Below are 24,183 nucleotides of genomic sequence, written 5' to 3'. Positions count from 1 at the left end.
CCACAAACAATGACATTACACTCTAATATTATAGGCGAAGGGCAACCCTTTATTATCCTTCATGGTTTTCTAGGAATGGGAGACAATTGGAAAACTTTAGCCAAGCAGTTTTCAGAATCTGATTATGAGGTCCACCTTGTAGATCAGCGTAACCACGGCCGTAGTTTTCACTCCGAGGACTTTAATTATGATATTTTAGCCGAAGATTTAAAAGCCTATTGCGACAGCCATGAGCTTAAGGATATTGTTTTATTAGGCCATTCTATGGGTGGAAAAACCGCTATGCTTTTTGCCTCTAAATATCCAGAATTGGTAAAAAACTTAATTATCGCCGATATCTCACCACGTTTTTATCCGGTGCATCATGATGCCATTTTAGAGGGCTTAAGTGCGTTAGACTTTACCAGCCTTAAAACGCGCGGCCAAGCCGATAAAGCTTTAAGTGAATATGTGGATGATGCCGGAACCCGAATGTTTTTACTTAAAAATTTATATTGGGTAGAGAAAGGCCAATTAGGCTTACGCATTAACCTAGAGGTCTTAAAAGCTAATGTTGCTGAAGTAGGGGAAGCCTTCCCAACACACGCTACTTTTGATAAAGCAACTTTATTTTTAAGAGGTGATCGTTCTGAGTACATAGGGCAAACGGATGAGGCTTTAATACAGCGTCATTTTCCCAATTCAAATATAATTACCATTGCTAATGCCGGACACTGGCTACATGCTGAAAACCCAAAAGATTTCTATGCCGCCGTCATGCAATTTATCGCTTAACACCATAAAAACAACACTATTATGAATCTCATTTTAAGACTTTTACTAAATGCATTAGCCGTTTTTGTCATTGCTAACATCCTTAATGGGGTCACTGTAGACGGTTATGTCGGTGCCATTATTGTTGCGCTCGTCTTGGCAATTCTCAACCTATTGGTAAAACCTATCCTAGTTATTTTCACCTTACCTGCTACGCTTTTTACCTTAGGCCTATTCTTATTAGTTATTAACGCCGTGATCATTTTAATAGCCGATAAACTTGTTGACGGTTTTGGCGTCTCTAGTTTCTGGACGGCTCTACTCTTTAGCATACTCTTATCTATTTTACAATCTTTATTACAATCGTTCCTAAAAGAAGATAAAAAGTAGCTTAAAGCCAAACATTTAAAACTGTTGTTGGGTTGCAAAAAATATTGTATTTTTGCAGCCCAATTTTAGTTTCAATAAGAATGAACATTACAAGAGAAAACATCGATGCATTAAATGCAGTTGTGAAAGTGGATATCGCTAAAGAAGATTATAGCGATAAAGTAGAGAAAATTTTAACGGATTACCGTAAGTCTGCAAACATTCCTGGTTTTAGAAAAGGTCATGTACCAATGGGAATGGTAAAAAAGCAATATGGTAAAGCCGTATTGGTTGATGAAGTAAATAAATTATTACAAGATGCTCTTGGAAAATATTTAGTTGAAGAAAAACTAGATGTTTTAGGAAACCCTTTACCAAAAGCTCAAGATGATTTAAACTGGGATGCTGAAGCATTTACCTTTGAGTTTGAATTAGGTTTAGCTCCAGAATTTGAAGTAGAGTTAAAAAGCAAAGAACCAATCACACACTATAATATTGTAGCGGATGACAAAATGATCGAAGATCAGATTGCACACATCCAAAAACAATATGGTAAAATCGTTTCTCAAGAAGAGGTTACTGAAACTTCAGAAGTTACAGGTACTTTTACTAACGAGGAAAAAGAAATTGATAATACCGTAACCCTTACTTTAGATAAATTAAAAGGAAAAACAAATCCTAAGAAATTTATCGGAGCAAAAGTTGGAGACGTTATCACTTTAAAAACAAAAGGACTTTTTAATGACGATCATGATTTAATGACCTTCTTAAAAGTACCTCATGATGATGCTCACGGTTTAGAAATCGAAGTTAACTTTACAATTACTGAGATCAACGAACGTGAACTAGCTGATTTAGACCAAGAATTATTTGATAAATTATTCGGAGAAGGAAAAGTAACTTCTGTAACGGAATTAAAAGATAAAATCAAAGAAGATTCTGAAAAGCAATTTAAGCAACAAGGTGACCAAAAGTTATTAAACGACGTTACTGAAAGCTTAGTAGAGAACACAAAATTCGATCTTCCATCGGCATTCTTACAAAAATGGATGCAAACGGCAGGTGAAGAAGTGATGACTGAAGAGCAAGCTAAAGAAGAGTATGAAAAGTCTGAAAAAAGCATGCGTTACCAACTTATTGAAGGTAAATTAATTCAGAAGCACGACTTACAAGTTCAGTTTGAAGAATTGAAATCATTTGCAATGGAAATGATTAAAGGACAGATGGCTCAATTTGGTCAAATGAATCCTTCTGATAAAGAGTTAGAAGACATTGCAGCACGTATCTTAGGAAACCAAGATGAAGTAAAGCGTATCTCTGAGCAGTTAATGAGCCAGAAATTACTTAACTTATATAAAGCTGAAGCTAACACAGAAACTAAAGAAATCACTTATGATGATTTCGTAAAAGAATTCTATAGCTAATTTTTATTTCAATTTTAAACAAAATCTTAAATGTTTAAAATGTCATTACCGTGAAAACGGTAAGCTAAAAATTATTAGTATCTTTAAGGCGTAAAACTAGTCTAGTTTTACGCTTTTTTTAATACTATTTTTTCGTTGAAATAGTGTGGCGTTGAAAATAGTTTAGCGTCTAAACAGAACAACAATTATCATTAATTTAAAGCCTTAGAATTTATATGGATTACGGAAAAGAATTTGAAAAATTCGCCACTAAAGATCAAGGAATCAACAGTAATTATTACCAAAAAATAATTACAAGTATGAATCCAACCAACTTAACGCCAAACATTATTGAAGAACGTCAGATGAATGCCGTAGCAATGGATGTGTTTTCGCGTTTAATGATGGATCGTATTATCTTTTTAGGAACAGGTGTCAATGACCAAGTTGCTAACATTATACAAGCTCAATTATTATTCTTACAAAGTGTAGATGCTTCTAAAGATATTCAGATTTATATCAATTCTCCAGGAGGAAGTGTATATGCTGGTTTAGGAATTTACGATACAATGCAATTTGTAAAACCAGATGTCGCTACAATCTGTACAGGTATTGCAGCGTCTATGGCAGCCGTATTATTATGTGCTGGAGAAAAAGGAAAGCGTTCTGCCTTAAAGCACTCTCGTGTAATGATTCACCAAGTAAGTAGTGGAACACAAGGGCAGTTAAGCGATATGCAGATTGCTTTAAAAGAAACGATAAGAGTTAAAGAAGAATTATATACAATTATTGCTAATCACTCCGGAAAATCTATTGAGCAGGTTGAAAAAGACTCTGATAGAGATTACTGGATGCGCTCTCAAGAAGCTTTAGATTACGGAATGATTGATGAAATTTTAGAGCGCAAGTAATCCCCATTACTTTCGACTAAAATTTTATAAACTAAAAATTAATAAGCTTGAAGCGCATCTGCTTCAAGCTTAAACTAATATTAAGATGGCAAAGGAAGAATTAGAATGTTCATTTTGTGGTAGGAAAAAGCCGGAAACAAGCTTGCTCATTGCAGGTTTAGATGCTCATATCTGTGATCGCTGTATAGAGCAAGCCCATGGGATTGTTGTTGAAGAATCTAAACAATCAGGGAATTCAGATTTAAGCGCAGAACTTATGCTTAAAAAACCGAAAGAAATTAAAGGTTTTTTAGATGAGTATATTATAGGACAAGACAACACCAAACGTGTGATGTCTGTTGCAGTTTACAATCATTACAAACGTTTATTACAGCCCCCTTCTGAAGATGATATTGAAATTCAAAAGAGTAATATCATTATGGTTGGGCAAACCGGTACAGGTAAAACATTAATGGCTAAGACCATTGCTAAAATGTTAAATGTACCTTTAGCTATAGTTGATGCCACGGTATTAACAGAAGCTGGTTACGTAGGTGAAGATGTAGAAAGTATTTTAACCCGCTTATTACAAGCCGCAGATTACAACCTTGAAAAGGCCGAACGCGGTATTGTTTTTATAGATGAGATTGATAAAATTGCACGTAAAAGTGATAACCCTTCTATTACAAGAGATGTTTCTGGTGAAGGCGTTCAGCAAGCTTTATTAAAATTATTAGAAGGAACCGTGGTTAATGTTCCACCAAAAGGCGGACGTAAACACCCTGATCAAAAATTTATTGAAGTTAATACAGAGAATATCTTATTTATTGCCGGTGGTGCTTTTGATGGTATTGAACGTGTTATTACAAAACGTCTTAATATGCAAGCTATTGGATATAGCGCTATGAAGACCGATGTTGTTGATAAAGACAATATCCTTCAATATATTATCCCTAAAGATCTTAAAGACTTCGGATTGATTCCTGAAATTATTGGACGTCTTCCTGTATTAACATACATGGATCCTTTAGATGCTAAAACGCTACGTTCTATTTTAACGCAACCTAAAAATGCCATCATCAAACAGTATAAGAAGTTGTTTGAAATGGATGAGGTTGAATTTACCATTACAGATGGAGCTTTAGATTATATTGTAGATAAAGCTATTGAATATAAATTAGGAGCTCGTGGTTTAAGATCGCTTTGTGAAGAGATTTTAACCGAAGCCATGTTTGACCTTCCTAGTTCTGAAGAGACAAAATTAAATGTGACCAGAGCCTATGCTGAAGATCGTTTAAATAAATCTACACTTAAAAAACTGAAAGCCGTTTCTTAAGTCAAGATATACTACAAATAAAAAAGCCACAATTTCTTTTTAGAAGTTGTGGCTTTTTAGTGTTTAGGGAATGATTAATTAATAAATATTGCGTGCCAAAATCTTACGTGGTCTTAAACAATGTTATCATAATTGCACCGCAGTGCGTTACGAATATATAAGCAATTATTAAGTAAGAAAATTTTTACTCTATCTTTTAGATAAAACTCTTAAGAATATCGTTATAAGGTGTGCTTATACTTTTTAAACCGATTAAGGACCAACAGCATCAATCAGTAAGGTATAGCGAAACGGATTGCGCTGAAGACCACAGACCCCCCCTTTAATAAGCCTTGCTTTAACACAAAGCGCTATACACGATTAATAGCCAATAATTCTTCAACATAGACGCGTGAATTAGACAAGCGCGGTACTTTATGTTGTCCACCCAATTTATTATTCTGCTTTAACCAATCGTAAAATAAATTTGGTCTAGCACTGTGAATTTTAGGTTTATTTAAGGTCATATTATTAAAGCGCTTGGCCTCATAATCCGAATTTAAAGACTTTAAAGCATTATCAAAAAGCTCTTCAAAATAAGGCATATTGCTCGGTGGGGTTTTAAACTCAATAATCCACTCGTGCGCCCCCTTTTCTTTACCATCCATAAAAATAGGTGCTGCCGTATAATCTACAATTTCCGAAGCCGTTCGTTTACAAACCCGTTTAAATGCTTCCTCTGCATTTTCTATAATAAGTTCTTCACCAAAGGCATTAATATGATGTTTGGTACGCCCAGAAACTCTAATTCTATGCGGACGTAAACTCACAAACCGAATGGTATCTCCTATTTTATAACGCCACAATCCGGCGTTGGTGGTAATCACCACAGCATAATTGGTATTCAACTCTACCTCACTTAGCGGAATTATTTTTTGAGCCTCCGTACCATAAGCATCCATAGGAATAAATTCATAGAAAATCCCATAGTCTAGCATCAGTAATAAATCGCTAGAATTATTCTGATCTTGAATGGCAAAAAAGCCTTCAGAAGCATTATAAATTTCGTAATATCTAAATTTATCGGACGGTAAAATAGCTTTATACTGCTCTACATAAGGGTTAAAACTAACCCCTCCATGAAAGTAAACTTCAAGATTAGGCCAGATATCGAAAATACTATCTTTCCCAGTTTTATCGAGCACATTATTAAGCAACACCAACATCCAAGACGGCACACCGGCTAAGCTCGTCACATTTTCTTCAATGGTTTCTTCAACAATAGCCTGCATTTTAGTCTCCCAATCGCTCATAAGCGACACTCTACTGCTCGGCGTACTACTAAATTCCGCCCAAAACGGCATATTATCAATAAGAATAGCGCTTAAATCTCCAAAAACGGTTCCTTTCTCTTTGTAAAGCTCCTTACTTCCCCCTAAACGCAAGCTTTTACCTGTAAACAATTGTGCATCTTCATTGTTATTTAAATACATGCACAGTAAATCTTTACTGGCGGCATAATGACAATCTTCAAGCGACTCAAAACTTACAGGAATAAATTTACTTTGGGCATTAGTCGTCCCACTAGATTTGGCAAACCATTTAATAGGTCTAGGCCAGAAGATATTTTGTTCGCCATTACGAGAGCGCTCAATTAAGGGATGAAAACCTTCGTAATTTACAACAGGCACCCGTTCATTAAATTCGCGATAGCTCTTAATAGATTCAAAATCATATTGCTTACCAAGCTCTGTATCTTTTGCGATTTTTAATAAACTAAAAAGTAATTCATTCTGAACTTCGTTTGGGTATTTTAAAAACAATTCAATTTGATGAAACCGTTTTTTTAAAAACCAAGACGCAATAGAATTTACAATAGGAATTGGCATGGATTGGCTATCTTTACGCTATTAATTAATGCTAAAAATACTAAATTCTTTTATGGTTTACTCAGGAGTTCTCACAAAAATGCAAACCGAATTTTCAGAGCCAATTCAATATTATCTGGTCTTTAAGAACGACTTTATCCACGTAAATCAATTACTCAATAAAACCATCAGTATAAAGCTCATTGGGCATCAATGCTTAAGCTGTGGCTTAGATCGTCCTATTTACAGACAAGGCTTTTGTAAATCTTGTTTTTTTGATAAGCCTATGGCTGGCGATTGGATTATGCGTCCAGAATTAAGTACGGCCCATTTAGATCAGGAAGATCGGGACTTAGAATACGAAAAACGCGTACAGCTACAACCTCATATTGTTTATTTAGCAAACTCTAGTAATGTTAAAGTAGGTGTTACGCGTAAAACCCAAGTGCCCACCCGATGGATTGACCAAGGGGCACATGAAGCTCTAGAAATAGTTGAAGTTCCTAACCGTTATTTAGCAGGAATTACCGAAGTGGCGTTAAAAGATTATGTGGCCGATAAAACCAATTGGCGTACCATGTTAAAAAACGATATTAAGGATGAAGATTTATTAGAATGGAAGCAAAAACTAAAAACTTATATTCCTGAAGAAGCCCTGCCTTATTTTATTGAAAATAATACGGAAACCCATATTAATTTTCCGGTAGAGCAATATCCAACAAAATTAAAAAGTCTTAACCTTACTAAAACTCCAGAATACTCCGGAAAATTAGTAGGCATAAAAGGACAATACCTCATTTTTGAAGATCAGACCGTGTTTAACATTCGTGCTAATGAAGGTAAGGTTGTAGAATTGGATGTTTAAATTTTAAATCTACTATCGGTCGGTATTTTAGACCATTTCGTTTTAAATCGCGCTATTTTAATGCTTATATTTAATAGCAAAACGCCATATTTAGAACCTTATGTATGTTACTTTATTTAAAACACTGCTCTTATTTTACATCAGTTTTGCTATTTATGGTTTAGAAGCCCAAACCTTATACGGCCACGTACAGACAGCAACCGCAACGCCCATTGTAGGCGTTGAGGTTCATCTTGGTCCTAACATTATTTCCAAAACAAATGCCAAAGGTGTATTTGTACTACCAAATACTATCAAACCGCCCGTAGAACTTACACTACGTCATCCGGAGTATCAGCAAAAGAGTGTCATTTTTAAACGCACTAACGTTACATTTCAGCTTCAGCCTTTAGAACAGGTTCAGAACTTGGCGCCCGTAAACCTTTCCTTTAGTTCAGAAAATAAACAGAAACTCCTTGCCGTTACCACAACTTTAAATGCTGAAAATTTAGAACGCTATAGCCCCATTGATTTGGTAAGTGCCATTAATGAAACTCCTGGAGTCTATATCCAAAATGGCGCTTTAAATACCAACAGAATAGTCATTAGAGGTGTAGGCTCTAGAACCCTCTATGGCACAAATAAAATACGTGCGTATTATAACGGAATCCCGATTACGAATGGCACAGGGAGCACCACCATAGATGCTTTTGATGCTGAAAACCTACATAGCATAACCCTTATTAAAGGCCCAAAAGCCAGCACTTATGGCACTAATTTAGGGGGCACATTATTGCTTAACACCCAACATGCTGAAAAAGGAACCACACAATTAAAAAATGCGCTTAGTTTAGGAAGTTTCGGACTGATTAAAAACAGTTTTAACTTTGCTACCGCCGATGATGAGTTAGAGTTGAGTTTCAATTATAATTATTTAAAAACAGATGGATTTCGAGAGAACAGTGACTACAACCGAAAAGCCGCTTTCCTTCAGGCAAATTATAAATTAAATGAAAAAAGCCGTCTAGGGCTACTTATTAACCACATCGATTATGATGCCCAAATAGCCAGCTCTATTAGTAGAACAGACTTTGATAACGACCCTAGCCAAGCCGCTTACACTTGGAAGACTGCCCAAGGCTATGAAACCAATAAGTACACTTTAATTGGACTGAATTACACCCATCACTTTTCAGAAAATTTCAGCAATACCTCATCCGTATTTTATAGTTATTTAGACCATTACGAACCACGGCCTTTTAATATTTTAGAGGAATACACACACGGTTACGGGGCAAGAAGTTTGTTTGAAAAAGATTTTACATTCTTAAACCAATCGGCCCATCTCTATTTTGGAGGCGAAATTTATAGCGATGCATACCGTTGGCACACTTTAGAAAACCTCTACGAGACTAATGGCAACAACGGAAGTCTTGAAGGCCAAGTTCTAAGTGACAATGTAGAATACAGACAAAACCTGAACCTTTTTGCATCTACAACCCTTCCTTTTACACCGCAGTTTAGCGCCCAAATAGGTTTAAATATAAACAACACCAACTACAGATTTAGAGATCATTTTAATTCCGGAACTCTGAATAAAAACGCTAATCGTAATTTTGAAACCATTGTGGCCCCAAGCCTGAATCTTGCCTATCAATTTTCTACAAACCTAAAAACCTACCTCAGTATTAGTCGGGGATTTAACTACCCTAGCATAGAAGAAACCTTAACCCCAGAAGGCCTCATTAACCCTGATTTAGGTCCTGAAACCGGCATAAATTATGAGCTTGGTAGCCAGATCTTTTTCTTTAAACGCCATGTAAAATTAGACATCGCCGCCTATATTTTAGATATTGACAATTTACTTGTTGCAGATCGGGTTGGAGAAGATCAATACATTGGTCGCAATGCAGGAAAAACCCAGCACAAAGGACTAGAATTAGCGCTATCATCACAACATCAGCTCAACGCCAACTTTAGCCTTTCCCCCTATGTAAACACCGAACTTAACGACCATAAATTTGTTGAATTTGTAGATAACGACTCTAACTTTTCGGGCAATGCCCTTACGGGAGTTCCTACATTTAAAATGAATGCCGGATGTGTTATTCGTTATAAAAACATTCAACTTAACACCAACGGTTTACATGTTGGCACCATGCCCATGAATGATGCTAACACACTTTATACAGCCCCTTACACGGTTCTAAATTCAAAATTAAGCTACAACAACAACCTCAGCAAACAGCTTGCTTTAGACCTCTATTTCGGACTCAACAATATAACTTCAGCACATTATGCCTCGTCCATACTCATTAATGCTGTTGGCTTTGGAGACGCAGAACCACGCTACTATTACCCAGGAATGCCGAGACATTGGTACAGTGGTTTCAAACTGCGTTATAAATTATAATGCTAGGACACCATAGCAGCGTCTTATACCAAAGCACAATCTAAAATCACAGCCAAACTTACAACGCGATACAATGTCCTCCACCGCCTTTTAGAAATGAGATCTCATTAAGGCTTTCAACAGCATGGGTCTAATTTTGAGACCTATGACCACTTTAGCCGTAGATTAATTCAAGATTAAAAAAACATTATAAACCGTATTAGACATAAAAAAAAACCATCGGAACGACAGTTTTCTTTTACCCATAGGCTTTTAAGATTAGGACTTCCCTAACATTAAAAGCTCATTACACACCACTTCTGTAATGTAGCGTTTAATCCCATCTTTATCCTCCCATGAGCGCGATGTTAATTTTCCTTCAATAGCGACTTCTTTTCCTTTAGTAACGTATTTTTCTAAAATTTGTGCTGTTTTGCCCCAGGCCACAACATTGTGCCATTGCGTGTCTACAACTTTCTCTCCTTTAGCATTTTTATAACTTTCATTGGTGGCTAAAGTAAATTTCGCTAGCATTTTACCAGATTCAAAATTTGTAATTTCTGGATCGTTTCCTAAGTTCCCAATTAACTGTACTTTGTTTCTTAACGTGTTCATAATTTCTAAGTTTTAATGATTTAACAGATTATGTTTTTAGAACCACTTCCGATTCTACACTACAAAGATCTAGAGCTTCACAAGGAACATTCGGTATTTACATATTTACATCCATTTGTAATTACTTGTAATCGTTTGTAAATAACTAAAGACCTATTATTACTGACTTTATCAACAATTTGTTACCATTCCACATTCTTAAACTAAATTCTATAATTATCGTATTTAAATCCTTTTATAGCGCTTACGCTTAACGATTTGCCATAAAAATCCAGTGCATCATCAAGGCAACATGCCCAAATAAATGCAAGAGAAACCTAAGGGTAACACCTAATCTCCTCACCCTCTACGTCATATAAAATGATCAGGAAGTTGACCTCCTTTCGTTATTTTATTTAAATTTTCTTACATTAGTCTCCATTATCACTAAGCCTAAGACTTTTAAGGCCTAAAAACTATTCACAATGACAAATCACTTCTTAATGATCGGACCATGGCAACTCATTCTAATATTAATCACCCTTGGCTTAGGAGTCATCCCTATGGTTATCGCTCTTATTGATATTTTAAAACATGAATTTAAAGGCAATAACAAAATTGTATGGACCTTGGTTGTCCTCTTAGCAAATTTTTTAGGCGTACTACTCTATTTCTTTATTGGAAGAAAACAAAAATTAAGCTCAAAGTCTTAATAACCTCATTCCTTTAATTAACACTGGGTCTTTCAATATTATATCGAGGTCTTATTGCTTATATTAGGATGTTGTGCATAATTTAAGAAAAATCTCGAATTGAAGAAAATAATAGGAATTATACTGACAATTTCACTTCTGATTTCTTGTAAGAATTCGGAAAATACAAAAACGGAAAATAATTCTGAATCTGAAAACAAAATCACTCAATCGGAATTTAAAAAAGTAGGAACTCAAAATTCGCTGAACTTGGAATACCAACTTTTGGACGAAAATGACGAACAAATAAATTTTTCAAGTTTAAAGAAAATGCCTGAATTTCCGGGCGGACTTGATTCGCTGACTAAATTTATACAACGGAATTATAAATTTCATCAAGGATTTACGGAATACATAAATGGAAAAGTCAAATCGACTTTTGTAGTTGACACAATCGGAAAAGTAGTTGATATCGAAATAATAGAAGGTTTGAGAAAAGATTACGATACTGCTTGTTACAAAGTAATATCTAAAATTCCTGACTGGAAACCAGCGGAAATAGAAAATAATAAAAAAGTGAAAGTAAAATTTCTTCTACCATTCAAATTTGTGGCTGAAGAATAAAAACTATGCACAACAACATATATAATTTATTGCTAGTTCTAGCCTACTTACGAAAATCCTCGCGGATTTTCTATTCGGTTTTTATTTACTAAATTCAGTGCTTAAAACACGCAACAAATCATATATAAACACGTTGTAGCCAATTAAAACAAAATACGAATGAACAAAATAATTTTTATAATAATTCTTTCTTTAGGATTTTCAAACTTTTCTTTTTCTCAACAAAAAGAACTTGATAGTATCAAATATATTCCAACCGAATTTGTCAAAACTTTATTGAAAGAAAATGATAGTTTAAAAATTACATTTAATAAAACGAAAGAAAAACTAACAAAAGAGCAAATTGAAGGAATATTCTCAAAAACTAAAAACAAAGAATATGACATTAAAAAAACTCGAATTGCACTAGAATTGACCTCTGTATTAGGTGATAATTGGAAGTTTGATGAAACTCTTAAACCAGAAAACAGTTTGAATTTCAAAACTACTGAAGAGTTAGAGAAATTCAACAACTCGATACTAACTTCAGAATCAGTCTCTTTTAAAAATGATGGTAGTTTAGAAAAAAGAGAAAGAACTTTTAAAAATGGTTCCAAGGAGATTATCGAAAAGGATGAAAATGGAAATTATATTAAAAAAACAATAGATGAAAATGGAATTCAAACTATTGAAAAAATTAAAGACATTTCTGAGATAAAAATCACAAAACCAAAAGGAGTAAAAGATTAAAAACGGGCTACAACACCATGTATAATTAATTGCTTGATCATCGCCGACTTACGAACATTCCTGCGGAATATTCTATCTGTGATTTATTTGCTAACTTAGTTGCCTAACCACGCAACTAACCATACACAAACACGTAGTAAAGCATTACTCAGTGTCAAAATAGCAATTTTAGTAACCTGAATTGATAACGGATACTCTAGCCAAATACAATGACTTTTATACTTTGGTTAATTGTACACAATGCAGTATTTGAAAAATGAAAAAATTACTACTTCCTCTATTTCTATGGTTAGTTTCTTTACCCTCATTTGCAATAGATATAGCGAGCTCTTCTGCCTCGCCAATTACAGGAGGTTTAAATGTAAATGTTGAAACTTTTTGGGAGCAAGGATTTAGTTTATTAAGCAGTGATTTTTCAATAGAAAATAATATCATAAATCTTTCAATTTGTTTCAGAGATGAAGGCACCTTGGCGTATCACCAAGAAGATAATGATTTTTTTATCCCACTAACTCATAGTGGTGATTACACGATTAATATTGATGTCATGGTATCTTCACTGGGTTCAACAACATGTGATTCAACTGTCGTGACAGACACTGATTCAATTAGTGCGGAATACAACTCTTTATCAACCCAGGATTTTGAAGATTTAGAAAAGGAAAGTTTTATTATATTTCCTAACCCTGCATCAACAATAGTCAATTTAAAAGTTGAGAAAGTTTTCTTCAAACGAATTTACGTATTAGATAGCTTTGGTAGGGCCATAATAAGATTAGATAATTTTCATAGCGAAACTATTGAATTTGACATTTCTTACTTAAATCAAGGTGTCTATTTTATTGCAGTCGAAACTGACAATAAAGTGTTTTATAAAAAACTGATTAAAAAATAACAAAATATGACAACACGTGTAATACTTGTTTATTAACTGAACTAATGTACTGTACTTTTTTACTAGCTATTCTAAATGACTGTAAAAACCTGTTCTTTAGATAAATTTCCGAACAAAATGAATAAAATAGGTCTAAAGCGACGAAACATTTATTTTATATTCACAAAAAATAACGATTTGCCAAATTAACGCACCACACACAACACCTCAAACCATTCAAGAACACCTCACAAGGCAAAGCACAACATTTACAGTCTATAGTCTTTAAACAATGGTTAACTCCACTCCTAATTCAATTAAACGACTTTTCGTTTTCGCATCAATATTAGAATCCGTAATTATTTGATCCACTTCATTGAGTTCACAAATTCTACCAAAGCCTTTTTTATTAAATTTTGAAGCATCAGCCAAAACAATAATTTTCTGAGCCGCCTTTATCATCGCTTTATTTAAAGACGCTTCCATGAGATTGGTTGTTGTAAGCCCATACTCCAAATCGATACCATCAACGCCTAAAAACAATTTAGTAAAGGTAAATTCCGCCAACATCTTCTCTCCTATAGGTCCAATTACCGAAGCCGAACTCGGACGCACCACACCACCCAATTGCATTACTTCAATATCTTTATTTTTCGCTAAAATTAAAGCCGTACTCAAGGACGCCGATAGCACCGTTAAGCCCTCTAAAGGTTTTATATTCCTCGCAAATTCTATAACAGAAGTTCCAGAAGCGATAATAATACTATCATGCGGCTCTAAGGTTTGCACAGCAGCCATAGCAATCTTATTCTTCTCCGTGGCATTAATCTTCTCCTTAATTTGTACAGGGTTCTCTGTAATATAAGGATTCACCGGAATGGCTTTTCCGTGCGAGCGAAAGAGTAATTTTTTTTCTTCGAGAAGTTTAAGATCTTTTCTAATAGTCACTAACGATACGTTAAACTCCTCACTGAGGTCGTTTACGGTTACAAACCCGTCAGCCTTAAGCTTTTTTAAGATCTGTTTGTGGCGATCAATGATATTTAGGGCCATAATCTATGTTTTATACAAAAATAATAGTTCTCCTCTTCAAACACCTATAGAAACCCTAAATAATTTCGAAACCTTTCCCTTTTATATTCACAAAGCCCTTATCAAATTCGAAAAAACAAGCGCTACACATTCCTAATTTGAGAAAAAACACATCGATTTATTACGTAAATCTAGTTTCGAATTGAAAAAAAACTGAAAATAACAATAAAAAACTTTTTTTAAGTTTCGTTTTGTTGTAATTTTATGCTCTGAAACAAAACATAACAAAACCATAACCCCTAATTAATATAGCAAGTCATGGATAGAAATAAAATGATGAAGGCGCTAAAAAGCGAATCTAAAACTTACGACTTCGTAATTATAGGCGGTGGCGCCACCGGGATCGGTATTGCACTTGAGGCTTCTGCAAGAGGCTATTCTGTAGCACTACTAGAAAAATCTGATTTTACAAAATCAACCTCAAGTAAAGCAACCAAGTTATTACATGGTGGTGTAAGGTATTTGGCACAAGGTGATGTCGGACTCGTAAGAGAAGCCGTTGTAGAAAGAGGACTCATGCTTAAAAATGCTCCTCATATCACTAAAAAACAGTCTTTTATTATACCTACTCATGGTTTGTTTGATGAAATCTTATATACAGTAGGCTTAACCTTCTATGATTTATTAGCTGGAAAATTAAGTTTAGGACGTTCTAAAAGAATTTCAAAATCGAAGACTTTAAAACGTATTTCGCTTATTAATCCTGATAAAATTTCGGCGGGTGTTGTGTATTACGACGGTCAATTTGATGATTCTCGTATGGCAATAAACGCCCTACAAACTGCCGTTTCTATGGGTGCAGAAGCCGCAAATTATTGTGGTGTAACCGGCTTACTAAAAGATACTGCAGGAAACGTTGTTGGTGTAAAAGCTAAGGATGAAGTTGACGGTTCTACTTTCGAAATAAAAGGAAAGCAAATTGTTAATGCTACCGGCGTATTTGCTGATGATGTGTTACGTATGGATAAACCGGGTGCAGATAAAACCATTGCACCAAGTCAAGGGGTTCACCTTATGTTAGACAAATCTTTCTTACCTGGAGATGATGCTATTACAATTCCAAAAACCGATGATGGTCGTGTCTTATTCTTAGTGCCATGGCATAACAGAGTCATTGTAGGAACAACAGATACACCGTTAAAAGAAGAATCTTTAGAACCTGTAGCTCTTGAAGAAGAAATTGGGTTTATCCTTAATACCGCAAGTCGTTACTTAACCAAAGCGCCTAAGCGTAGCGATGTTTTAAGTGTATTTGCAGGATTACGTCCGTTAGCCGCACCAAAATCTGACGGTAGTAAAACGAAAGAAATTTCTAGATCTCATAAAATCTATACAGCAGACTCAGGCTTATTAACCATCGTTGGAGGAAAATGGACCACCTTTAGAAAAATGGGAGAAGATCTTGTTGATAAAGCTGAAAAGAACCACGATTGGAAACATATCCCAACAAAAACGAAACAATTAAAAATCCATGGTTATAAAGAAATAACCAATTATAACGACCCCTTATATTTTTACGGAAGCGACAAGGCGCCTATTGTAGAACTCTCTAAGCAAAACGGATGGGACACTCCATTAAGCGATACCATGAAAGTTATACCTGCCCAAGTGGTATGGGCCGTAAGAAATGAAATGGCTTTAAACATTGAAGATTTTCTTGCTAGACGTGTACGTTGCCAATTACTAGATGCTAAAGAAAGTCTAAAAATGGCACCGGAAGTCGCAAAAATCATGGCCTCTGAATTAGGCAAAGACGATGCTTGGCAAAAGCAACAAGTTGCAGATTACACCAAAACAACGTCTAACTACATTATATAAACAACAAATTCTAATCACTAAACCGAACTAAAATGAAGGACAAATTAATTTTAGCACTTGACCAAGGTACAACCTCCTCTAGAGCTATTTTGTTTAATCACAGCGGAGAAATCGTAAAAGTATCTCAAAAACCTTTTGAACAAATATTCCCTAAACCAGGTTGGGTAGAACATGACCCTAATGACATTTGGTCGTCACAAATTTCAGTGGCAGCAGAAGTTATTGCACAACACGGTATTAACGGAGAATCTATTGCTGCTATAGGAATTACCAACCAAAGAGAAACTGTTGTAGTTTGGGATAGAGAAACTAGTGAACCTATACACAATGCTATCGTTTGGCAAGATCGAAGAACAGCACGTTACTGTGATGAGCTAAAGGACGCTGGGCATACAGATATGATCAAGAAAAAAACAGGTTTAGTTATTGACGCCTATTTTTCTGCAACAAAATTAAAATGGATCCTAGATAACGTTGAAGGCGCAAGAGAAAAGGCTGAAGCTGGAAAACTTTGTTTCGGAACTGTAGATTCATGGTTAATCTGGAAACTTACTAGAGGAAAAATGTTTATCACCGACGTATCTAACGCGAGTAGAACCATGTTGTTTAACATCCACACTATGGCTTGGGATGATGAGTTATTAGACCTTTTCAATATTCCTAAAGCGATGCTTCCTGACGTTAAGGAAAGTAGTGAAGTATACGGAACTACAGCAACGACATTGTTTTCAACAAAAATTCCAATTGCTGGTATTGCAGGAGATCAACAAGCTGCTTTATTCGGACAAATGTGTACAAAACCAGGAATGGTAAAAAACACCTACGGAACAGGATGTTTCTTACTGATGAATACTGGAGAAGAAGCCGTGTATTCTAAAAACAACTTACTAACGACAGTCGCTTGGAAAATAAACGGGAAAACAACTTACGCTTTAGAAGGTAGTGTATTTGTTGGAGGTGCTGCTATACAATGGTTACGTGATGGTGCTAGAATGGTAAGAACCGCCCCTGGAATTAATCATTTAGCTGAAATGGCTGAAGATAACGGAGGTGTTTATTTTGTCCCTGCATTAACTGGTTTAGGAGCTCCGTATTGGGATCAATATGCACGTGGTGCTATGTTAGGAATCACAAGAGGAACTACAGACGCCCATATTGCTAGAGCGACGTTAGAAGGTATTGCTTTCCAAGTTTACGATATTGTAAAAGCAATGGAAGCCGATTCTGGTAAAAAGAGTATAGAACTTAGAGTTGATGGTGGTGCTACGGCGAGTAATTTATTAATGCAGATTCAATCGGATTTATTCGGATTTAAAATCATAAGACCACAAACCTTAGAAACTACCGTAATGGGCGCTGCCTATTTAGCTGGTTTAGCTGTAGGCTACTGGGATAGCATTGATGATATTCAATCGCAATGGGTTATAGAAAAAGAATTCTACCCAAAAGCACCTCAAGAAAAAGTTGACAACATGCTTCACTATTGGCATAAAGCCGTGAAATGTGCACAAAACTGGATTGAAGAATAAACGACTCTAAACAACAACTATAAATCTTAATAAAAATGTCAATATTAATAGCAGAAATATTAGGCACCATGATCCTCATAATATGTGGTAATGGTGTCGTTGCAAACGCCGTTTTAAAAGGCACTAAAGGTCACGGCTCTGGTTGGATTGAAATCACAACAAGTTGGGCTCTAGGTGTATTTTTAGGCGTTATTGTTGCCGGCCCTTATAGTGGCGCACACTTAAACCCAGCCGTTACCGTAGCTTTAGCGACTACCGGTGGAATATCTTGGTCTCTTGTACCAGAATATATTGCAGGGGAATTAATTGGTGCCATTTTGGGTGCATTCTTTGTATGGGTTGTCTATAAAGACCACTTTAAAATCACGGACGATGAAGGTGGAAAATTAGCCTGTTTCAGTACCGGACCAGCCATAAGAAATACCGTGTCTAACCTAACCAGTGAAATTATTGGAACCTTTGTATTAATCTTTGTGATTTTTTACATCGCCGGACCAAGCATTAGCTTAGGTATAGAAGGGACTACAGATGCCATTATAGGACTTGGTTCTATTGGCGCTATCCCAGTGGCATTTCTTGTATGGGTTATCGGTTTAGCACTTGGTGGTACCACGGGCTATGCTATAAATCCGGCTAGAGATTTAGGACCAAGAATTGTACACAGTCTCCTTCCTTTTAAAGGCTCTAGTGACTGGTCGTATTCATGGATTCCTATTGTTGGCCCAATTATCGGGGCCCTTATAGCATCTTTTCTTTACATGGCTTTAAACAATTAACTGTACAACAAATGAAAAACTTATTATTTCTTTGCTTAGCACTGATCACAGTGCAAATGAGCTATGCTCAAGAACCTGAACTTAAAGACAGTCCAATTGATTTTAATTTAGATCTAAAGACCAATCACTTGTGGCGAGGCTTAATTATTACTGATAAACCAATGGCGGCTGTATTTTCACAACTTAAATTGAATAACACAGGAACTTTCACCACCGGGTTTTGGGGCGGAATGGCTTTTTCTAACGATAGTGATGGAACGTCTTATAAAGAGATTAACTATTACGTGCAATATGCAGACAACGGCTTATCTATTGGATTATGGGATTTGTTTAATACCCGTAGCGTGGAAACTCCAGACATCTGGAATTATGACCAAAATACCACAACCCACTTAATTGATTTAAGAACGTCGTATGTGTTTCAAGGTTCATTTCCTTTACGTTTAGAAGCAGACGTGTTATTGTACGGAACAGCAGATTCGCAATTTGATACTGATGGAGATCGTGAGCAACGTTACTCAACTTATGTAGAAGCGTCTTACCCTATTATCACAGATTCAAAAGTTAATCTAAATGCGTTTGCCGGTGCAGCCTTTTCTTTAAATGGCGACACCCATCTTTATGGTGATGGCGAACAAAATTTCGACTTTGTAAATGTTGGTTTTACCGCTACAAAAACACTTAAATTTTCAGACATTAGCATACCTGTTTCAGCAACAACGATGTGGAATCCCTCTCAAAAATTAGCCCGCATACAATTGGCTGTAAACGTGTTTTAAACCCTCTCATTATAATGAGTATGATAAAACCCTATGGTTTGAATGAATTCAAATCCTAGGGTTTTGTTTTTTTATAGAATACAAGCTTCAATAGTCTCACCACTAAAAAAACTAGTTTCTATAAACACATAACCTGCAGATACAACAAAGGCTTCGTAGCTTGTTTAATAACGCGCTACAAAGCCTTAATCTTATGTCTAATACGCTATACGTTTAAATAGAATACAACGCTCTTAAAGCATTTTTAAGGTATTAATTTCTTGTTCTGTTAAATGCTTCCAGTGTCCACGAGGAATGTCCTTTTTAGTTAAATGCCCAATGGCTACACAATCGATTCTTACAATATCGTAATGTAATTCATCAAAAATAGTACGTAAAATAGTATTTCCGGTATTTTTAATCTTAATACCCACTTGGTTTTTAGACTCCCCTTGAATGTAACTAATCTCTTCAACAGAAATTAACTTTCCTTCTACTTTAAAGCCTTCTTGAATCTTTTTTAAATCTTCAAACTTTAAATTCTTATCAAGTTCTACCTGAAATAATCGTGATACACCATTTTTAGAATTGGTGAATTTCTGCACCACTTTATCATCATTAGTAAACAATAATAACCCTAAAGAATTTCGACCTAAACGTCCAATAGGCTTAATTCTAGCACTAGTAGCATTGGCTACCAAATCCATAACGGTTTTACCTTTCCCTTCCGCTGTAGTCGTCGCAAAACCTTTTGGCTTATTTAGCAATACATAAACACTAGGTTCTGGCGTAATACGTTGTCCATCGTAACGGACTTCGTCACTACGTTTTACTTTATAACCCATCTCCGTGACTACCTTGCCATTAACAGAGACTAATCCAAGTGCTATATTCTCATCCGCCTCACGACGTGAACAAACACCAGAATTGGCTATATATTTATTTAAACGAATCTCATCAGATTGAGATGGTTTATTCACTGTTTTTTTCTTCACGGGAGCATTACCTTTAGCAAAACTATTTGTTTTACTATTCGCATTTCCTCTTCCTGAAATTTTTCCTTTGCCTTTGCTTCCTTGATTTCTGCTCATGTTCTAAATTTTTCGCAAAGGTAAACAATAGTTTACATCTTGCCGTTATTTATTAAAGTTGTTTAAGCCCAATGCCCTACAATATTAAAAATAGGCCAATCTTCATTCTAAATTCTATTTAAAACAATAGAAACATCGATAAGCAGTATTGAAAAAACACCTGTAACGATGATAAATTTTAAAATATTATGAAGGATTAAATAATGGGGTTTTTTATTTGAAATTAACAAGATTCCGAGGTAGAGTATAATTAATGCCATACTCAAATAAAAGAAATAATACATATGCCCTATGTCGAAAAACAAGACCAACAATACTGCCGAGACAATGGTTAAGACCCCGACAATGGTTAGCATTAATTTGGTACGTTTCTCTCCGTACACCACAGGAATCGTTCTGTAATTTAAGGCCAAATCGCCTTTAATATTCTCTAAATCTTTAGTGAGTTCGCGCATAGAAATCAACAAAAACAAGAACACACCATGTGCAAAAACAACAGGTTCAAAATTTTGATAGTAGATAAAAATGACGAAAAACGGGGTTACCGTAAGCACTGCAGAGACGAGATTACCCACGATAGGTCGTTTTTTTAAACGGTGGGAATAAAACCAAATGGCGAAAATGTAAATAGAAAAAAAGATCACCGCTTTAAAGGAGACATAACTCGCAAAAATGACGGCCAGAAAATTTAAGATGAAGTAAAACGATAGCTTTGTATTCTGACTAACCAAACGATCGAGCATTGTTTTTCTAGGCTTATTAATTAAATCTTTTTCTGAATCGTAGAAATTATTAATAATATAACCAGAAGCTATAGTTGCTGAAGACGCCAAGACCAACATGAGTAAATTAAGATCTAAAAGGACTTTTTTAACCGGGATATGATGTGCAAAAATATAAACTGCCGCTAAGTACTGGGCAATAACAACGACAAGTACATTATACCCTCGAACTACTGAAAACAGGCTGAAAAATTTAAGAAAAATGTGTTTCTGCCGTCTTGATAACATGTTGTCTTAATGAAATATTCTGAAATACTTTTGAGTTGCCTACACCAAACGCTAGCTTAGTGCAACAAAATTTGAATACTAAGGTAAGACTAAAACCTTAGAAATTATAAACAACTTCTAATTTCTGACCCACAAGGGCTTTTCTAGCTTTATCAATATCTTCGGTAAATCCTAAGATATAGCCACCGCCACCAGAACCACAAAGTTTTAAGTAGTACTCATTCGTATCTAAACCTTTTTTCCATAGCTCATGAAATTGCTTAGGAATCATTGGCTTAAAGTTATTTAAAACCACTTTAGACAATTGTTTGGTGTTTTTAAATAAAGATTTTACATCTCCTTTTAAAAAGTCATCAACACAAGCATCCGTATGTTTGATAAACTGATCTTTTAGCATGCTACGGAACCCTTCGTTTTTCATGTTTTCCATGAAAATACTCACCATTGGTGCCGTTTCCCCAACAATACCACTGTCTATTAAAAACACAGCGCCTTTACCTTCTGTTTTTTGCGAAGGAATACCTGTGGCTTCAATATTATCTTTAGAGTTGATTAAAATAGGAAGACTTAAATAACTATTTAAAGGATCTAAACCGGAAGATTTACCATGAAAAAAAGATTCCATCGCCGAAAAAATCGCTTTTAACTTTAAAAGTTTTTCGCGGGTAAGATTTTCTAAAACCGTAATCTTATCGCTTGCATATTTATCATAGATCGCTGCGACTAAAGCACCACTACTTCCTACACCATACCCTTGAGGTATAGAAGAATCAAAGTACATGCCTTCCTCGAGATCACTGTGTAATTTACTGGTATTAAAGATCACCAAATCACTATCTAAACCTTCTAAATACGTAGCAAAACGTTTTAGGCTGGCATTAGAGGCTTTAGCTTGCTCGGTGTGGTTATCACTCAGTTTCAGTGCACCATTATAAAAATTATAAGGAATAGATAAGCCTTTGGAGTCACGGATAATTCCGTACTCACCAAATAAAAGAATCTTAGAATAAAATAATGGTCCCTTCATGTATTTAAAGCAATTACTTTAACAAATATACGTATTAAAATTAGATTTGGTTGGCACCCAAGCCTATTTCGTCGCAAATATAATGTTCATTTTGACAATAGCTAACCAATTCATTCTTAATAAATTCTAAGACATTTTCCTTTTCTTGCTCTGGATATAACAGGTGTACATTAGCCCCCGCATCTAAAGTAAAACACAGCTTAGAATGCTGAGCTTCTCTATAGGCCCAAATTTTATTAATAATTTCTAAGGTATTAGGTTTCATTAAAATAAAATAGGGTAAACTGGTCATCATCATGGCATGAAGCGTTAAAGCCTCACTCTCTACAATAGTGATAAAAGCTTCTAAATCTCCAGACGCTAACACCGCTTTTAACTTGGCCAAATTATCATGGGCTTGTTTAAAACGCTCTTGTGCAAAGGGATGCCCATACATTAACTGATGCCCCACTGTGCTGCTCACTTGTTTTTCACCTTTATCAACCAATAAAATAGTGTCTTGGTAATTTTTAAAATTAGGATGAACCGACTCCGTAAATCTAACGCCGTATAAATCTGAACTGTCTTTAATACTCTCATTAGCGCCCCAAACAACAAGCTCACCTTCTATACTTCTACAAGCACTACCCGAACCTAAACGTGCCAAAAAGGACGCTTTTTGCTTAAAGTAGGCCGAATCTGAGCTTAGGGCATTTGACTCCTCACTTAACTGCGCTTCTATACTCATTAAACACAAAGCAATAGCACTCATTCCTGAAGCCGAGGAGGCAATACCTGAACTGTGTGGAAACGTATTTGAAGTATCAATTTTAAAATGATAATCCTTTAAAAACGGCATATAGACCGCTATACGTTCAAAAAAGGTTTGAATTTTAGGTCTAAAGGCTTCATTTTTTTCCCCTTCAAAATAAACATCAAACTGAAAGCCGTCATCTTCTTTTTTAGTAAAACTAATTTCAGTTAACGTTTTACAATTAGAAAGTGTAAAACTTATGGATGGATTTTCTGGAATTTGATCTGCTTTCTTCCCCCAGTATTTTACTAAAGCAATATTACTTGGTGAAGCCCATTTCACGGTTCCGTTTTGAAGATCCGTGTGATAAGATTTAAGAATAAAGTCTTCTGCTGTCATGTCTCTTTTAAATATCGGACAAAGATAATAGTTTTACTATGGTATTATAGTTTCTTCCGGTTGCATTGACATGAAGTTTTTTTTCAAAATAACTTAAATTGAATTTAGTTTGCCCATAACCCTGAGGACAATACAAATAAATACACGGCCCGTGAATGCTATAGACATCATGCGGATAGGTTTTTTTTGACGCTTCTAAGACGTCTTCCTCACGCGGAACAGCGCTGAGCAGTACAAAATAATTCTGTTTTTGATCTTCCGCTTTATAAGGATTCTGGTCAAAAATAGCCTTTAACTCTTGCTGTGTTAAGACCACCACAGGGACGTCTAATCCAAAACCTTCCCTTATAAGTTTTTCTAAACGCGCTTTTAAAACAAGCTTATCTTGTGCTTTAGCTTGGAAGCCTACATTCCCGGTTTGAATATAAGTTTTCACCTTAGTAAATCCGGCTTCAGACAATAAGCTACGCAGCTCAGCCATAGCTATTTTACGGTGCCCTCCCACATTTATACCTCTTAATAAAGCGATATAATTTTGAGCTGATTTTTCTTCGTTCTCCATGGTTTTACTAAAGTTTATAGCGCCAATTGCCTTATAGGTTT

General features: G+C 35.5%; 23 protein-coding genes. 15 read left to right on the top strand and 8 right to left on the bottom strand.

Annotated features, from left to right (window positions below):
* Positions 1-9 precede the first annotated feature (9 nt).
* The 5 genes from ACFQ13_RS15895 (at position 10) to clpX (ending at position 4,751) form a co-directional block, all read left to right on the top strand.
* Positions 10-774, top strand: coding sequence for an alpha/beta fold hydrolase (locus tag ACFQ13_RS15895; protein ID WP_386119095.1), 765 nt, complete (start codon positions 10-12; stop codon positions 772-774).
* 21 nt (positions 775-795) lie between these two features.
* A complete protein-coding gene (locus ACFQ13_RS15890) occupies positions 796-1,143 on the top strand; it encodes a phage holin family protein (RefSeq protein WP_114308471.1) in 348 nt (115 codons plus the stop codon).
* A gap of 80 nt (positions 1,144-1,223) precedes the next feature.
* Entirely contained in the window at positions 1,224-2,546 is a 1,323-nt protein-coding gene (tig, locus tag ACFQ13_RS15885) for a trigger factor (protein ID WP_386119093.1), read from the top strand.
* Positions 2,547-2,761: 215 nt separating this feature from the next.
* A complete protein-coding gene (locus tag ACFQ13_RS15880) occupies positions 2,762-3,436 on the top strand; it encodes a ClpP family protease (RefSeq protein WP_386119090.1) in 675 nt (224 codons plus the stop codon).
* An 85-nt stretch (positions 3,437-3,521) separates the two neighbouring features.
* Complete coding sequence (clpX, locus tag ACFQ13_RS15875) at positions 3,522-4,751, top strand: ATP-dependent Clp protease ATP-binding subunit ClpX (RefSeq protein WP_386119087.1); 1,230 nt, start codon at positions 3,522-3,524, stop codon at positions 4,749-4,751.
* Positions 4,752-5,101: 350 nt separating this feature from the next.
* Here the strand turns inward: clpX and ACFQ13_RS15870 are convergent, their stop codons facing one another.
* Positions 5,102-6,619 carry a GH3 auxin-responsive promoter family protein gene (locus tag ACFQ13_RS15870; RefSeq protein WP_114308467.1) on the bottom strand — a complete coding sequence of 506 codons (1,518 nt, stop codon included), beginning with the start codon at positions 6,617-6,619 and terminating at the stop codon, positions 5,102-5,104.
* 52 nt (positions 6,620-6,671) lie between these two features.
* On the opposite strand from ACFQ13_RS15870, the gene ACFQ13_RS15865 reads away from it, so the two are divergent.
* Positions 6,672-7,463 carry a DUF2797 domain-containing protein gene (locus tag ACFQ13_RS15865; protein ID WP_386119486.1) on the top strand — a complete coding sequence of 264 codons (792 nt, stop codon included), beginning with the start codon at positions 6,672-6,674 and terminating at the stop codon, positions 7,461-7,463.
* A gap of 100 nt (positions 7,464-7,563) precedes the next feature.
* Positions 7,564-9,855 carry a TonB-dependent receptor family protein gene (locus ACFQ13_RS15860; RefSeq protein WP_386119084.1) on the top strand — a complete coding sequence of 764 codons (2,292 nt, stop codon included), beginning with the start codon at positions 7,564-7,566 and terminating at the stop codon, positions 9,853-9,855.
* Positions 9,856-10,113: 258 nt separating this feature from the next.
* On the opposite strand, the gene ACFQ13_RS15855 is transcribed toward ACFQ13_RS15860, so the two are convergent.
* Entirely contained in the window at positions 10,114-10,449 is a 336-nt protein-coding gene (locus ACFQ13_RS15855) for a single-stranded DNA-binding protein (protein ID WP_114308465.1), read from the bottom strand.
* A 464-nt stretch (positions 10,450-10,913) separates the two neighbouring features.
* Here ACFQ13_RS15855 and ACFQ13_RS15850 point away from each other — a divergent pair, with 464 nt between their 5' ends.
* The 4 genes from ACFQ13_RS15850 to ACFQ13_RS15835 all read left to right on the top strand — a co-directional run bounded on the left by ACFQ13_RS15850 (position 10,914) and on the right by ACFQ13_RS15835 (position 13,368).
* The gene (locus ACFQ13_RS15850) at positions 10,914-11,141 is read left to right on the top strand and encodes a PLD nuclease N-terminal domain-containing protein (protein ID WP_386119082.1); all 228 of its coding nucleotides are present in this window, start codon (positions 10,914-10,916) and stop codon (positions 11,139-11,141) included.
* A 99-nt stretch (positions 11,142-11,240) separates the two neighbouring features.
* Positions 11,241-11,744: an energy transducer TonB gene (locus ACFQ13_RS15845; protein WP_386119079.1), complete on the top strand. Its 504-nt coding sequence runs from the start codon at positions 11,241-11,243 to the stop codon at positions 11,742-11,744.
* 159 nt (positions 11,745-11,903) lie between these two features.
* Positions 11,904-12,473: a hypothetical protein gene (locus ACFQ13_RS15840; RefSeq protein WP_386119076.1), complete on the top strand. Its 570-nt coding sequence runs from the start codon at positions 11,904-11,906 to the stop codon at positions 12,471-12,473.
* Between the two features lie 256 nt (positions 12,474-12,729).
* A complete protein-coding gene (locus ACFQ13_RS15835; RefSeq protein ID WP_386119073.1) occupies positions 12,730-13,368 on the top strand; it encodes a T9SS type A sorting domain-containing protein in 639 nt (212 codons plus the stop codon).
* Positions 13,369-13,632: 264 nt separating this feature from the next.
* Here the strand turns inward: ACFQ13_RS15835 and ACFQ13_RS15830 are convergent, their stop codons facing one another.
* Entirely contained in the window at positions 13,633-14,400 is a 768-nt protein-coding gene (locus ACFQ13_RS15830; protein WP_386119071.1) for a DeoR/GlpR family DNA-binding transcription regulator, read from the bottom strand.
* Positions 14,401-14,697: 297 nt separating this feature from the next.
* Between ACFQ13_RS15830 and ACFQ13_RS15825 the strand changes: the two genes are divergently transcribed.
* From ACFQ13_RS15825 to ACFQ13_RS15810, 4 genes are read left to right on the top strand one after another with little or no spacing between them, the layout of a single operon-like run.
* Positions 14,698-16,257, top strand: a complete 1,560-nt coding sequence (locus ACFQ13_RS15825) for a glycerol-3-phosphate dehydrogenase/oxidase (protein WP_386119069.1) — start codon at positions 14,698-14,700, stop codon at positions 16,255-16,257.
* A 32-nt stretch (positions 16,258-16,289) separates the two neighbouring features.
* Positions 16,290-17,786, top strand: coding sequence for a glycerol kinase GlpK (gene glpK / locus ACFQ13_RS15820; protein ID WP_386119067.1), 1,497 nt, complete (start codon positions 16,290-16,292; stop codon positions 17,784-17,786).
* A gap of 35 nt (positions 17,787-17,821) precedes the next feature.
* A complete protein-coding gene (locus ACFQ13_RS15815) occupies positions 17,822-18,562 on the top strand; it encodes an MIP/aquaporin family protein (RefSeq protein WP_386119064.1) in 741 nt (246 codons plus the stop codon).
* Positions 18,563-18,573: 11 nt separating this feature from the next.
* A complete protein-coding gene (locus ACFQ13_RS15810) occupies positions 18,574-19,341 on the top strand; it encodes a hypothetical protein (protein WP_386119061.1) in 768 nt (255 codons plus the stop codon).
* Between the two features lie 233 nt (positions 19,342-19,574).
* Here the strand turns inward: ACFQ13_RS15810 and ACFQ13_RS15805 are convergent, their stop codons facing one another.
* The 5 genes from ACFQ13_RS15805 to ACFQ13_RS15785 all read right to left on the bottom strand — a co-directional run bounded on the left by ACFQ13_RS15805 (position 19,575) and on the right by ACFQ13_RS15785 (position 24,142).
* Positions 19,575-20,411 carry a pseudouridine synthase gene (locus tag ACFQ13_RS15805; protein ID WP_386119058.1) on the bottom strand — a complete coding sequence of 279 codons (837 nt, stop codon included), beginning with the start codon at positions 20,409-20,411 and terminating at the stop codon, positions 19,575-19,577.
* Positions 20,412-20,518: 107 nt separating this feature from the next.
* Positions 20,519-21,421 (bottom strand): geranylgeranylglycerol-phosphate geranylgeranyltransferase, encoded by a 903-nt coding sequence (locus ACFQ13_RS15800; RefSeq protein WP_114308456.1) that lies wholly within the window; start codon positions 21,419-21,421, stop codon positions 20,519-20,521.
* Between the two features lie 97 nt (positions 21,422-21,518).
* Entirely contained in the window at positions 21,519-22,448 is a 930-nt protein-coding gene (locus ACFQ13_RS15795) for a mevalonate kinase family protein (protein WP_114308455.1), read from the bottom strand.
* 40 nt (positions 22,449-22,488) lie between these two features.
* Complete coding sequence (locus ACFQ13_RS15790) at positions 22,489-23,580, bottom strand: diphosphomevalonate/mevalonate 3,5-bisphosphate decarboxylase family protein (RefSeq protein WP_386119055.1); 1,092 nt, start codon at positions 23,578-23,580, stop codon at positions 22,489-22,491.
* Between the two features lie 7 nt (positions 23,581-23,587).
* Positions 23,588-24,142, bottom strand: a complete 555-nt coding sequence (locus ACFQ13_RS15785) for a DUF1697 domain-containing protein (RefSeq protein ID WP_386119052.1) — start codon at positions 24,140-24,142, stop codon at positions 23,588-23,590.
* Positions 24,143-24,183 lie beyond the last annotated feature (41 nt).

This window comes from Winogradskyella rapida (genome assembly GCF_042675845.1).
Classification (GTDB): Bacteria; Bacteroidota; Bacteroidia; order Flavobacteriales; family Flavobacteriaceae; genus Winogradskyella; species Winogradskyella rapida.
The sequence above is the reverse complement of the archived record's forward strand: the minus strand, read 5'-3'. Positions and strand labels throughout refer to the sequence as shown.

Bases quoted from the DNA above. Each gene is read 5' to 3' on its own strand.
- clpX (WP_386119087.1), top strand. From the start codon at position 3,522: ATGGCAAAGGAAGAATTAGAATGTTCATTTTGTGGTAGGAAAAAGCCG.
- ACFQ13_RS15810 (WP_386119061.1), top strand. From the start codon at position 18,574: ATGAAAAACTTATTATTTCTTTGCTTAGCACTGATCACAGTGCAAATG.
- ACFQ13_RS15870 (WP_114308467.1), bottom strand. From the start codon at position 6,619: ATGCCAATTCCTATTGTAAATTCTATTGCGTCTTGGTTTTTAAAAAAA.
- ACFQ13_RS15860 (WP_386119084.1), top strand. From the start codon at position 7,564: ATGTATGTTACTTTATTTAAAACACTGCTCTTATTTTACATCAGTTTT.
- ACFQ13_RS15855 (WP_114308465.1), bottom strand. From the start codon at position 10,449: ATGAACACGTTAAGAAACAAAGTACAGTTAATTGGGAACTTAGGAAAC.
- ACFQ13_RS15795 (WP_114308455.1), bottom strand. From the start codon at position 22,448: ATGAAGGGACCATTATTTTATTCTAAGATTCTTTTATTTGGTGAGTAC.
- ACFQ13_RS15880 (WP_386119090.1), top strand. From the start codon at position 2,762: ATGGATTACGGAAAAGAATTTGAAAAATTCGCCACTAAAGATCAAGGA.
- ACFQ13_RS15890 (WP_114308471.1), top strand. From the start codon at position 796: ATGAATCTCATTTTAAGACTTTTACTAAATGCATTAGCCGTTTTTGTC.
- ACFQ13_RS15825 (WP_386119069.1), top strand. From the start codon at position 14,698: ATGGATAGAAATAAAATGATGAAGGCGCTAAAAAGCGAATCTAAAACT.
- ACFQ13_RS15800 (WP_114308456.1), bottom strand. From the start codon at position 21,421: ATGTTATCAAGACGGCAGAAACACATTTTTCTTAAATTTTTCAGCCTG.
- ACFQ13_RS15785 (WP_386119052.1), bottom strand. From the start codon at position 24,142: ATGGAGAACGAAGAAAAATCAGCTCAAAATTATATCGCTTTATTAAGA.
- ACFQ13_RS15835 (WP_386119073.1), top strand. From the start codon at position 12,730: ATGAAAAAATTACTACTTCCTCTATTTCTATGGTTAGTTTCTTTACCC.
- glpK (WP_386119067.1), top strand. From the start codon at position 16,290: ATGAAGGACAAATTAATTTTAGCACTTGACCAAGGTACAACCTCCTCT.
- ACFQ13_RS15790 (WP_386119055.1), bottom strand. From the start codon at position 23,580: ATGACAGCAGAAGACTTTATTCTTAAATCTTATCACACGGATCTTCAA.
- ACFQ13_RS15850 (WP_386119082.1), top strand. From the start codon at position 10,914: ATGACAAATCACTTCTTAATGATCGGACCATGGCAACTCATTCTAATA.
- ACFQ13_RS15805 (WP_386119058.1), bottom strand. From the start codon at position 20,411: ATGAGCAGAAATCAAGGAAGCAAAGGCAAAGGAAAAATTTCAGGAAGA.
- ACFQ13_RS15815 (WP_386119064.1), top strand. From the start codon at position 17,822: ATGTCAATATTAATAGCAGAAATATTAGGCACCATGATCCTCATAATA.
- tig (WP_386119093.1), top strand. From the start codon at position 1,224: ATGAACATTACAAGAGAAAACATCGATGCATTAAATGCAGTTGTGAAA.
- ACFQ13_RS15865 (WP_386119486.1), top strand. From the start codon at position 6,672: ATGGTTTACTCAGGAGTTCTCACAAAAATGCAAACCGAATTTTCAGAG.
- ACFQ13_RS15895 (WP_386119095.1), top strand. From the start codon at position 10: ATGACATTACACTCTAATATTATAGGCGAAGGGCAACCCTTTATTATC.
- ACFQ13_RS15830 (WP_386119071.1), bottom strand. From the start codon at position 14,400: ATGGCCCTAAATATCATTGATCGCCACAAACAGATCTTAAAAAAGCTT.
- ACFQ13_RS15840 (WP_386119076.1), top strand. From the start codon at position 11,904: ATGAACAAAATAATTTTTATAATAATTCTTTCTTTAGGATTTTCAAAC.